Annotated in this window: 11 protein-coding genes; 2 read left to right on the top strand and 9 right to left on the bottom strand. The window is 37.4% G+C overall.

Features of this window, described 5'->3' with window-relative positions; genetic code table 11:
- Positions 1–146 precede the first annotated feature (146 nt).
- Entirely contained in the window at positions 147–836 is a 690-nt protein-coding gene (locus tag ED2_RS07720; protein WP_005875168.1) for a hypothetical protein, read from the top strand.
- 256 nt (positions 837–1,092) lie between these two features.
- Here the strand turns inward: ED2_RS07720 and ED2_RS07725 are convergent, their stop codons facing one another.
- Both ED2_RS07725 and ED2_RS07730 read right to left on the bottom strand, forming a co-directional pair.
- Positions 1,093–1,818 (bottom strand): YebC/PmpR family DNA-binding transcriptional regulator, encoded by a 726-nt coding sequence (locus ED2_RS07725; protein WP_016177747.1) that lies wholly within the window; start codon positions 1,816–1,818, stop codon positions 1,093–1,095.
- A gap of 83 nt (positions 1,819–1,901) precedes the next feature.
- Positions 1,902–2,405, bottom strand: a complete 504-nt coding sequence (locus tag ED2_RS07730) for a VanZ family protein (protein WP_016177748.1) — start codon at positions 2,403–2,405, stop codon at positions 1,902–1,904.
- Positions 2,406–2,526: 121 nt separating this feature from the next.
- Between ED2_RS07730 and ED2_RS07735 the strand changes: the two genes are divergently transcribed.
- Entirely contained in the window at positions 2,527–4,329 is a 1,803-nt protein-coding gene (locus ED2_RS07735; RefSeq protein ID WP_005875165.1) for a M3 family oligoendopeptidase, read from the top strand.
- A 637-nt stretch (positions 4,330–4,966) separates the two neighbouring features.
- Here the strand turns inward: ED2_RS07735 and ED2_RS07740 are convergent.
- From ED2_RS07740 to rsgA, 7 genes are all read right to left on the bottom strand, one after another.
- Positions 4,967–5,437 (bottom strand): NUDIX hydrolase, encoded by a 471-nt coding sequence (locus ED2_RS07740; protein ID WP_005875164.1) that lies wholly within the window; start codon positions 5,435–5,437, stop codon positions 4,967–4,969.
- A 481-nt stretch (positions 5,438–5,918) separates the two neighbouring features.
- A complete protein-coding gene (locus tag ED2_RS07745) occupies positions 5,919–7,502 on the bottom strand; it encodes a C40 family peptidase (protein WP_016177750.1) in 1,584 nt (527 codons plus the stop codon).
- 217 nt (positions 7,503–7,719) lie between these two features.
- A complete protein-coding gene (gene mreD / locus ED2_RS07750) occupies positions 7,720–8,229 on the bottom strand; it encodes a rod shape-determining protein MreD (protein ID WP_005875162.1) in 510 nt (169 codons plus the stop codon).
- A 3-nt stretch (positions 8,230–8,232) separates the two neighbouring features.
- Positions 8,233–9,087, bottom strand: coding sequence for a rod shape-determining protein MreC (gene mreC / locus ED2_RS07755; protein WP_005875161.1), 855 nt, complete (start codon positions 9,085–9,087; stop codon positions 8,233–8,235).
- A gap of 144 nt (positions 9,088–9,231) precedes the next feature.
- Complete coding sequence (locus ED2_RS07760) at positions 9,232–9,867, bottom strand: thiamine diphosphokinase (RefSeq protein WP_016177751.1); 636 nt, start codon at positions 9,865–9,867, stop codon at positions 9,232–9,234.
- A gap of 1 nt (position 9,868) precedes the next feature.
- Positions 9,869–10,519: a ribulose-phosphate 3-epimerase gene (rpe, locus tag ED2_RS07765; protein ID WP_060789742.1), complete on the bottom strand. Its 651-nt coding sequence runs from the start codon at positions 10,517–10,519 to the stop codon at positions 9,869–9,871.
- A gap of 12 nt (positions 10,520–10,531) precedes the next feature.
- Positions 10,532–11,422: a ribosome small subunit-dependent GTPase A gene (rsgA, locus tag ED2_RS07770; protein ID WP_034865769.1), complete on the bottom strand. Its 891-nt coding sequence runs from the start codon at positions 11,420–11,422 to the stop codon at positions 10,532–10,534.
- Positions 11,423–11,650 lie beyond the last annotated feature (228 nt).

Consider the following 11,650-nt stretch of genomic DNA (forward strand, 5'->3'; position numbering starts at 1 on the left):
AAATAACCGTGCCTCTTCTCATTTTTGTAGCGGATCACTTATTAAATACGTTATAGGTACAAAAAATTTTCTAGCCATAAATTTATGGAACTTCACTCTATTCAAACCATGTTACTCTGTAACTATATTATTAGGAGGATGTAACTATGATGGAACAAAAAAGCAGTAGGAAACAAAACGAAGCAAATTTACGAAAGGAAGGCATAAGTGAAGCAACCAACTTAAAAAGTCTTAAGGAACTTATCGCTGGAGAACCTATAAAAAATTACATGAAAAATGAAAAACCAGATATCGAACGCTATAAGGCTGAAGTATATAAAATTTCAGATGACCTTACTACAAAAGAAAATAAGCTACATCAAATCAGTAAAAAATTAGAAAGTTCTCAGGATTCTAGAAAAGAAAAAATTACCGACAAGGAAAAACTTCAGGGAAAAGTAGCGACTACAAAAGAAGATATTCAAACGATCAAAGAAAAAATAGCAAAAAGAGAAAAAAGTTTTTTACATAAATTATTTAAAGGCCCTTATAACACTTTAACAAAGGAACTTCATTTAAAAGAAAAAAATTTACATTCAAACCAACTTATGATTGAAGCCTTATCAACCGAAATTAAAATAGCTGACAAATCAATTCCACATCTTGAAAAAGTGGTCAAAACCTTAAAAAAAGAAATAAACCAAATGAAAGAAGATATCTCTGGAGCAAGCAACATACTGGATAAGAAAACAAAAGAATTACATAGTGGAGTAGACCAAGTCAAAACTGCTCGTAAAATTGCTGCAAAATACCCCCAAGTAAAACGCAACGCTCAGCCCGCTAGATCCGGCCGTTGATAGACATTACCAAAGATGACCATGATTCAAAACCACAAAAAGAGAATGAGACAAAAGTAAGAAACACTTTTGTCTCATTCCCTAAAAACGAATAAACGGTGGGAGCAGAAGCAACTCCTTCTTAAATAAACCGAAATTCACAAAAATTTGAAAAGCAATTTCAGTTAATTTCTTCTTATTTCTCGGAGTTAAACACTTCTGTCCCAACCTCTAACTATCAAAGAAATACTGATTACAGCTAACGCTTCATCGCTTTTTATTCATCTTCAACAGAAGTAAACACCTCAGACACATCATCGTCATCCTCTAATTTTTCAATTAGATTCTCTAACTTTTGACGTTGTTCTTCACTCAAAACAACTGTAGTTTTAGGAATCATTGTTAGTTCTGCCTGTGCAAGCGTAAATGTTTCTTCTAGTTGATCTCGTACACTTGCAAAATCTTCAGGGGCTGTATAGATCTCAAAAACTTCTGGTGAAATCTGCAAATCCTCTCCACCAACTTCCAAGACCTTCTCTAGCATAGCATCTTCATCAATCGTCAGTCCAGCGCGTTCAATAGCAAGATACCCCTTACGATCGAATAAATAGCCCACAGAACCTGTTTCTCCCAATGAACCACCATTACGGGTGAAAGCTACTCGCACATTTGTCGCTGTTCGGTTTCGATTATCCGTCAAAGCATGGACTAAAATCGCTACGCCACCCGGCCCATACCCTTCATATGTCACTTCATCATAATTCACTTCATCAGCGGTAGTTGTTGCTTTTTTAATGGCCCGATCGACGTTGTCATTCGGCATGTTTGCGGCTTTCGCCTTGTCCACAACTAAACGTAAAGCTGGATTCATCGCCGGGTCAGGTCCAACTGCTTTAGCTGCCATATAAATTTCTCGAGAAATTTTTTGGAATATTTTTCCTCGCTTCGCATCTTGGGCATTCTTTCTTCCTTGGATATTATGCCATTTACTATGTCCTGACATGTTGACTCCTCCTTCTTACTAGTCATGTACTCTTATTCTAGTCTTTCTCCCTGAAAATTCAAAGTCTAAGCCACAAGTTTTGCTTATTTTTTCCTAAAGAAGCCAATAACAAGACAGATCACAATTGCAGTTAAGGCTCCCATAGAATCAAGCATCACATCTTGGAACATTGGCGAACGGCCACCAGTAATCATTTGATGGAATTCATCTAGACCTGCATAGCCGGTTGCTGAAAGCCAAGCTAAAATAGCTGTCAATCCCCATAACTTCAATTTAGGATATACACCTAAAAACAAGCTACCACCTAAAATAAAATAAGTGCCAAAGTGTGCCCCTTTGCGAATAAAAAACTCAACAAATTTACTGTAGCCTAAATGATCGATGCTAACGATACTTCCACCGTAAGTAAAGCTTATCCCACTCCATGCAGCTTTAAACGGTTGATTTGGCAACCATTCATCGATTCTTGAAACTTGTGACTGCTGTCCATAAGTCTGTGAGGAGCTATAAAACAGGACAAGCACGATCAACAGTGCAATCACTAGATAAAAGTTGCCATTCTTCATTTGCTTTTTGATTGAATTCATAAGTCACCTCTGTCATTTATCATAGCTCTTTTTTTTACAAACAACAATTTTTTTCTAAAGACTTAAACAGTAAAATAATGATATACTAATGATTGTATTATAAAACGAAGGGAGTTTTTTCATGACTTATTCACTAAACTGGGATTTAGACTCGATTTTTGCTGGAGGCAGCGATTCCGAGGCACTAAACGCACGATTAGAACAACTAGAAGCACAGATTCAAGAATTTTACACACAAACCAGCCAATGGCATTTTTCCGCAAATTCTAACAATGGATTAGTGGCACTATTAAAATTGCAAGAGACTGTGACAAATGGTTTTTCTCAATGTAATAGCTACATCACCGCTTTACTGTCTGCAAACGTCAAAGATTCTAAAGCAAAAATTTTATCAGCAAAATTATACTCATTTTTACCTCGTTGGCAATCTGCTGAAACTATTTTATCGAATAAATTTGCAGAAATATCTGACAATAATTGGCAAGAATTGCTACAATCAGCTGAAATTGCTCCTATTGCCTTTCGCATGAACGAAATTAGAAGAGATGGCGATCGTTTACTTTCTGAATCTGAAGAAACAATCATCAATACACTTTCATTAGACGGCTTGAATGCTTGGAGCAGCCATTACGATACAATCGTTGGAACAGTTGTGATCCCATTTGAAGAAGATGGCAAGATAACACAACTATCTGCTGGACAAGCTTTTAACAAAATGATGGGTGATCCTGATCCTCTTGTCCGCGAAAAATTATTCATCGCATGGGAAGAAGCTTGGCAGGAAAAAGCACCATTACTAACAGATACTTTGAACCATTTAGACGGCTTCCGCTTATCGACTTACAAACTTCATGATATGACGGATTACTTACAAAAACCATTGGAGTACAATCGCCTGAAAAAAGAAACACTTGATGTGATGTGGGCAACAATTGAAAAGAACAAACAACCACTTGCGGACTACCTAACAAGAAAAGCAAACCTTTTCGGTAAAGAAAAAATGGAATGGCAAGACCAAGATGCTCCAATCATTTTGGGTGATCTAGAGGAAAAAACTTTTTCTTTTGACGAAGCAGCTGCATTCATCATTGAAAACTTTGAAAAATTCAGTCCTAAGATGGCCGTTTTTGCTAAATCAGCTTTTGAAAAGAGCTGGATCGAAGCAGAGGATCGTCCCGGCAAGCGCCCAGGAGGATACTGTACGGAACTTCCTGAAACACAAGAATCTAGAATCTTTATGACTTACAGTAATTCAATCAATGAAGTTTCAACACTGGCACATGAATTAGGCCATGCTTTCCATAGCAGCGTGATGTGGGATCTACCAACGTTGAATCGCGATTATGCAATGAACGTTGCTGAAACAGCTAGTACATTTGCTGAATTGATCGTAGCTGACGCAACTTTAAAAGCAGCGAAAACAAAAGAAGAAAAAATCAATCTGCTTGATACGAAATTGCAAAATGCCCTAGCTATGTTCATGAATATCCATTCTCGCTTCATTTTTGAAAATCACTTCTATACTGCCCGTCAAGCTGGATTAGTTTCAGAAGATGAAATCACAAAAATGATGGTGGAAGCACAAAAAGAAGGTTATCAAGATGCATTAGCTACTTATCATCCTTATTTCTGGGCAGCTAAATTACATTTCTTCATTGATGACGTACCTTTCTACAACTTCCCTTATACTTTTGGTTACTTGTTTAGTTTAGGTATCTATGCCTATGCAAATAAAAAAGGAACAAGTTTTGAACAAGAGTACATCAACTTGCTACGTGATACTGCTTCTATGACAACAGAAGAACTAGCACAAAAACATTTAGATGTCGATCTAACAAAACCAGATTTCTGGCAAGCAGGAATCGATATGGTCCTAGAAGATATCCAAGAATTTATGGACCTATCAGAAGAGTTTACAAAATAAGGACTTTATCACTTGAAACCAGATTAGCACTAGTAAATCTCTAAGAACAAGAAAGAACTTTCAAAAAAATCCGAACGGACTCTTTAAGAATGCCACTTATTTTTCCGAAGAGTTCCCTGCTAATCTTATCACTATTTTAAACGTAGAATATGAGATAAACGTATTGAGTCTATGATATTTAGCATGGAGGTTGGGACAGAAGTGTTTAACTCCGAGAAATAAGAAGAAATTAACGAAAATTGCTTTTCAAATTTTTGTGAATTTCGGCTTATTTCCGAAGGAGTTGCTTCTGCTCCCACCGTTTATTCGTTTTTAAAGAATGGGACAAAAGTGTTTTTTACTTTTGTCCCATAAGCATGCTAAATATCTTTTTTATAAAAAAGAATGCGGGACAAATCTAAAAATCAGTTTTGCTACAGATTCCCGAGTAAACGGCATCCAAAAGTCATTTTTTTCGGAAATCTCAAAAAAAACGAGCAATACAAAAAGCGTATTGCTCATTTTTCTCTCCAATTTCTCAAACCTAAATGATTTTTGTCTCGACCTCTTCATGATTTAATTCAAAATAGCACTATCTAACAAAGAATCAAGAAACAAAGGTTCCCATCATTCCGAAAGTTCCCTCATTTTTATGCTATCACTCATTATTTGAATCTACGTTGATGATATGCATTGTAGAATTTGGAATCAAGTCATCAGTATGGTTTAGAAAATTAGGTTTTAAAGTAACTTTGCTTAATTCTGATTTTGAAAACCACGAGAATATGTTTGAATTCATCTCAAAAGTTTCAGTAGGTAATTCATTATTGGTATCAATAAGATATACAAACATAAATTCGTGGACTTTCTTACTATCGTATGTGTAAAAGTTCTCAACTACCCAAACCAATTGTTTTATTTCTATTGAAATATTTAATTCTTCGCCAAATTCTCTATGAATCGCTTCCTCAGTACTCTCCCCTAGTTTTACATTGCCACCAACCAACGCATAAAAATCGTCGTATTTCTTTTTATGCACCAATATCATCTCGTCATTTATCAGAAAACCACAACTTCTCACCTTGATTGTAACGCCATTTAATGTATACGAAATATCTCTAGTTTCCACACATTACACCTCCAATTCATGTTAATAATTCTAGTCATACCAGTTGGCTAAAACATTATTTTTATTTCAAACAGTTTTTCATGTATGCTTTCTTTGACAGTTTCTATTGGTCCACATTCTATCTCAATTTTATACTTGAGTCAATTTCATCATTTTGGAGTAGTGGCGTACTGACCTAACGTATCAACCTGCAGATTAACGTTTGACAGTTTCTAAGGAAAATCAGTCAGCAAAGGAAAGACCCTTTCAAACAAACCTAGCACTAGTGACTCCCTAGAGATAAGAAACAACTCTTAAAAAGCAGTCATAATCTTTAAGAGTATGACTTATCTTTTCAAAGAGATTTCTTCTATTGCTATCGTTGTTTTAAACTTAGAGCATGAGATAAATCAACACCTTTATCTCATGCTCTTTTTGGTGTATAAAATCCACAACAAAAAAAGAGTTAATCTATTTTCATAGACTAACTCTTTATCAATTCTTACATACTTACTGCAAAATCAGGTGCAAACCATTGAACTGAGCCAACTTTAACACTTTCACCTGGTTGAGGTGCGTGGATATATTGTCCGCCACCTAAAGCAATTGCTACGTGGTAAGTTCCACCAGGTGAACCCCAGAATAGCAAATCTCCAGCTTTTGCTTGAGAAACTGAGATTTTAGCTCCAGCATTTTCTTGAGGAACTGTCCAACCACCGATGTCACGGCCAGTTACTTGTTTGTAAACATAGCTTGTGAAACCAGAACAGTCAAAACCGCTTGGATCTTTACCGCCCCAAACATAAGGAACACCGATGTATTTGTAAGCTTCTGCTACGATAGCAGAACCATTTACACTACCAGAAGGTGTTGATGGTGTTGATGGTGTTGTAGGAGGTGTAACAACAGTACCTGTGTTGTTTGGTGTACCGCCATTGCCAGTTGAACCATTGTTAGATGTTGCCGGTGTTGATGGTGTAGTTGGCGTAGCTGGTGTTGTTTCTTGTGTTGAAGATTCAGGAACTGTTGTACTTTCTGTTACTGATGAATCAGTAGTAGAAGACTCAGTTGATGAATTTTCAGTTGTTGAAGTTGAAGATTCTGGAACTGTTGATTCTTCAGTTGTTGATGAAGACCCAGGAGTCACTACTGCACTTGAGCTTGAGCTTGAAGATTGTGCAGATGAGGATGAGTTTTCAGTTGTTGAAGATTGAACAGTTGATGAATTTTCAGTTGTTGAAGATTGAACAGTTGATGAATTTTCAGTTGTTGAAGCAGAAGACGCAGCTTGTGATTGTGCAGCTTGTGCAGCGGCTTGTTCACGTGCTTCTTTTTCAGCTTTTTCTTGTGCAGCTTGTTGACGCGCTTGTTCTGCTAAACGAGCTTGTTCACGGATACGTGCTTGCTCTGCTTCAGCTTCTGCTTTCTTACGGTTCAAGTCAGCTTTTTTATCTTCTGCAGTTGCTTGTTCAGCAGCTAATGAAGTTTTCAATACATTTAAATCAGCTTGTTTAGCTAATAGATCACCTTTTTGTGATTCTAAAGTAGCTTGGTTTGCTGATAATTCTTTTTGTTTTGCTTCATTTTCAGCTTTTTTATCTTCTACAGCTTGTTTATCTTGTTTTTGTTGGTCTACTAAGTCTTGGTTCGCTTTGACGATAGATGTCATCGCTTGGATACGACCAACAGCATCAGCTAATGAATCAGCATTCAATACAGCGTCGATGTAGTTTGAACTTGTGTTTTTAACTTGTGTTTCACGTGCTTGTTTTTGGATTGTTGCTTCACGTTTTTCAATACGTTCTTGTAAATCTGCAATTTCTTTTTCTAATTGAGAAGATTCTTTACGTAATGTGTCTTGTTTAGTTAATAGATCTTGTGCTTTTGCGTTAATAGAAGAAACTTGTCCTTCTAATGCTTCGATTTGTGATTGTGCACTTGCTTGTTGATTTTGTAAATCCGCAATTTTTTGATCTTGTTGTTGTATCTGTGAATCAAAATCGTCCGCCGCGGCAGCGATCGGTGATCCTACGGCAGTTAAAGCGATTGAACTTAGCATTACTGCTGATATTAAACTTTTTTTCACTCTTCATTCCTCCGACTGGCTTAATTTAATAAATATCTAAATATATTTAAGTCTTTCTTAACGATAACAAAATTGTACCATAGCAGTATGTCAAGGAGATAATAGTTATGTTACAAAAACATTTCAAAATAAACTATTAACATGACAAAACTGTAAGTTACAAGTGTTATCTTAAAAAATATCAGAATATTTCAAAAAACAAGTATAAAAAAAGAAATTATTCATCACTGAATAATTTCTTAAAAGGAAAAACAAAGATAGCAAAAATGATCATATTCAACAATAAAGTCGGTCCTAAGTATCTCGTGATAAAATAGGTGTTATTTACAGAAACTAATTTGAAGATCAATTGGACAGCTAAAGTAAACAATTCATAGCTGGTAACAAAGATGATCGTACTAAAAAATTCTGTAAAGATATTGAAGTGGATCGCCGAACTCATTCCATACATGATAAATACCATTAGAGGGAGAGCAACTGCATAGATCCCGATCACCCCTATATAATACGCATCAAATATGGCTCCTATGATGATCGTCGTAATCAGTAGATAGCGTTTCGGGAATTTTTGGCTGCAAAATAATAAAGCTAAAATCAGAAAATGCGCACTAGCCATATAATCCCCTTTTGACCACTCAACGAACATTCGTGTCAAATGCCCATCAATCAACATCAATAGGAACAATACGATAGGCAGGTAGTATTTCATTGTCTCTTTTTTTAGCATCGGTTATTCCTCCACTAGCCTTTGTACGATCGTCACCACTGATATATCATACATACCGGCATAAGGTTTAACGTATACTTCTCGATCCAATCCAAAACTGTCCGGTTTCGTTTTGACCACTGTACCGATCGGCAGATCTGCTGGTGAGTTTCCGCCTAGTCCAGAAGTCTGTACTACGTCACCTTCTTTGATATTTGTATCGCCAGTCAGCTGAGTGACCACTAAAGCTTGTGTCTTCTCATCATAATTTTTCAACAACCCAAACGCCTCGCCACTAGAAGAAGAGACACGTACTGGAAAATGATTAGAGCTTTCATTGGATGAAGTCAGCAACTCAATTTTAGAAGAAGCATTGTTCACTTCGATCACACGACCGATCAGTCCTTTTTGGGACATGACCGCCATATCGACTTCAATACCATCTTTTGATCCTTTATCAACGATCAGCATATCTTGCCAAGTATCCGGTGAACGTGTAATGACATTTGCTGTTACTTTTTCGTAGCTAGCCAATGTCTGGTTCAATTCAAGTTCTTTTTTCAGTGCTTCGATTTCCTTTTGATAATTTTTGTTTTTTAATGCTACTTCGTCATAACTGTCGATCTTTTCTTTAAGACGCTCATTTTCAGAATAAGTAGTAAACAGGTTATGGACAGAATCAACCCCATTTTCCACCCATCTTACGGGCGCTGAGATTGCACGATCAACGAATGATACACTGTCATTCACGACGGACTGGAAGAAATTAGGCTTTCCTTCATTCGCTCGTTGGGCAGCGGTCACACTTATTATCGTTACAACAATGATAACAATAACTAAGGTAATTATAATATTTTTATTAGGATTGAACTTCTTCACAAAGACACCTCGAATTAATTAGACTCTTACGCTCAATTTTATCACTAATCGAGGCGAAACAAAAGGTAAGACACCTCTCTTAAGCTTTTTTTTAGCAATTAATTTACCCTGTCATTTTTCCAATCACAGCGACTTGAACTAGCCTCAATCTCTACTTTGAATAACTGCTACAACTCCCTCTAAAAAGGAGAATTCAGCCGTATCTGAAATGAATTCATTACTGGCATAGGAAGTCGGCTGTGAAACATCGGTCGGTTCCAACTCATACTTGCTCTTTCTGATTGCTAACTGCGTAACAGGTGTCAAACAACAGTATGCAAGATATTTCATTTCAGGAAGTTGTGTAATGCTGTGCTCACCTGGCAAATAAAAAGTCAGATAATTTTGCCGGTCGCTTATGACCAATTGTTGCGCATGGGACTTGAAACGTGGCTCTAAAGGCAACCAAAGATTGGCTAACAAATGATCGATCCGACCGCCAGTTGCCCCAATCAGCGTGATCGTTGCCTCAGGGTAAAGCATCAGCGTTTTCGACAAACCTAATTGCGTATCTGTATCATCCTTTTCCGCAGGAGCTTGGATCAGATCTACGGCCGCCTTCTTTACATGCTCTTTTTCTAGAGGATCCAACGAATCAAAATCGCCGATTGCAAGATCCAAAGGAAAATCATGTTGGATAAGATAAAGAGCCCCTCGATCAATCCCAATATACTGGTCATATTTTTCTTTCAATGCTGGCCACTCTTTAGGTGATCCTCCTGCTACCAACAAGATGTCCATCTTATTTCAACGCCTCTTTTAATTGCTCGATCTGTCCTACTGGATTTTCAGAATTATACACATATGAACCTGCAACAAAAATCTCCGCACCTGCATCTCGGCAGATTTTAGCCGTTTCTGGTACGATCCCGCCATCAACTTCAATGGTATAATGCCAATCGTTTTGTTGGCGTAAATCGGGTAATTCCGAAATCTTCTCTACCGTTTCCTCAATAAAGCTTTGTCCGCCAAAACCTGGATTCACCGTCATAACCAAAACTTGGTCTGCAATGGATAAAACGTGTTTGATCATTGATACAGGTGTTCCTGGATTGATGACCACTCCTGCTTTGACTCCTAGGTCCTTCGTCATTTGCAAGGCACGATGGATATGATGTGTGGCTTCGACATGCACTGTGATGATATCTGCACCTGCTTTAGCAAATGCCGGGATATAATTTTCCGGATCAACGATCATCAAATGGACATCTAATGGCAATTTTGTGATTGGACGAATCGCTTGGACGATATTCGGTCCAAATGTGATATTAGGAACAAATTGTCCGTCCATGACATCCACATGGATATAATCTGCTCCTCCTTTTTCAACTAGTTCGATATCCCTTTGTAAATTAGCAAAGTCCGCGCTTAAGATAGATGGTGCTATTTTCATCAAGATTTCCTCCTATTTTCGTTTACCTTCTTTTTTTGAATACATTGGTTTACGATTTTCTACTTCTTGCAAGAACTGCAAATAATCATCATATCGTGTTTGCGCAATCTCGCCTGATTCTACACGTTTCTTGACTTCACACCCTGGTTCTTTGGCATGCATACACTCTCTAAAACGACAATGGTGCGCTGCTTCTACAAACTCAGGAAATTGTTTCGGTAGTTCCGTCGCTTCAATGGTCAAAAAATCGATTGAACTGAATCCTGGTGTATCCGCTACGAGACCATCATATAAAGGCAAAAGTTCTACATGCCTTGTCGTATGCTTTCCTCGACCTAATGAGTCAGAGATCTCACCAGTTTCCAAATTCAATTCTGGCGAAATCTGATTTAGCAATGTTGATTTTCCGGCACCAGATTGTCCCATAAAAACAGATAGCCGTTCTGGGAAATAACGCACCAATTCAGCTGTGTCATTTGGGTGTTTTGGCACAATCACCGGATACCCGATTTTTTCGTAGACTCGCTTGATTTCAGCAATTTTAGGATCATTGGGCGACAGGTCTGTTTTAGTCAGATAAATGACGGGCTCAATTGACTCATATTCCAACAACACTAAAAAACGATCCAATAAATTATAAGAAAAATTAGGTTCAACTAAACTAGTGACAACGATGCCTAGATCAACATTAGTTACTGGGGGGCGTACCAATTGATTTTTACGAGGCATTACTTCTAGTAAATACCCATCTGTTTTGTTTTCACTTTCAAATATCACTTGGTCGCCAACTAATGGGGTGATTTTCCGATTACGAAAATTCCCTCTTCCCCTTGTTTGATAGGTTTCACCGTCAGCATATACATAGTAGAATCCGCTGATTGCTTTTCTGATTTGTCCTTTGATGTTATGCCACCTCCATTTTTCCTTATTTTACCACAGGAAAGAAAAATCATGTGGGGTTCCTCTGATAAACTTCTGTAAATTAGAAAGAGGTTGGGACAGAAGTGTTTAACTCCGAGAAATAAGAAGAAGTTAACGAAAATTGCTTTTCAAATTTTTGTGAATTTCGGCTTATTTCCGAAGGAGATGATTCTGCTCCCACCGTTTATTCGTTTTTAAAGTATGCGACAA

The sequence above is a fragment of the Enterococcus durans NBRC 100479 = LMG 10746 genome (assembly GCF_001544215.1).
In the GTDB taxonomy this organism is placed as follows: Bacteria; Bacillota; Bacilli; order Lactobacillales; family Enterococcaceae; genus Enterococcus_B; species Enterococcus_B durans.

Coding starts and splice junctions, on each gene's coding strand:
- ED2_RS07720 (WP_005875168.1), top strand. CDS start 147: ATGATGGAACAAAAAAGCAGTAGGAAACAAAACGAAGCAAATTTACGA.
- ED2_RS07725 (WP_016177747.1), bottom strand. CDS start 1,818: ATGTCAGGACATAGTAAATGGCATAATATCCAAGGAAGAAAGAATGCC.
- ED2_RS07730 (WP_016177748.1), bottom strand. CDS start 2,405: ATGAATTCAATCAAAAAGCAAATGAAGAATGGCAACTTTTATCTAGTG.
- ED2_RS07735 (WP_005875165.1), top strand. CDS start 2,527: ATGACTTATTCACTAAACTGGGATTTAGACTCGATTTTTGCTGGAGGC.
- mreD (WP_005875162.1), bottom strand. CDS start 8,229: ATGCTAAAAAAAGAGACAATGAAATACTACCTGCCTATCGTATTGTTC.
- ED2_RS07760 (WP_016177751.1), bottom strand. CDS start 9,867: ATGGACATCTTGTTGGTAGCAGGAGGATCACCTAAAGAGTGGCCAGCA.
- rpe (WP_060789742.1), bottom strand. CDS start 10,519: ATGAAAATAGCACCATCTATCTTAAGCGCGGACTTTGCTAATTTACAA.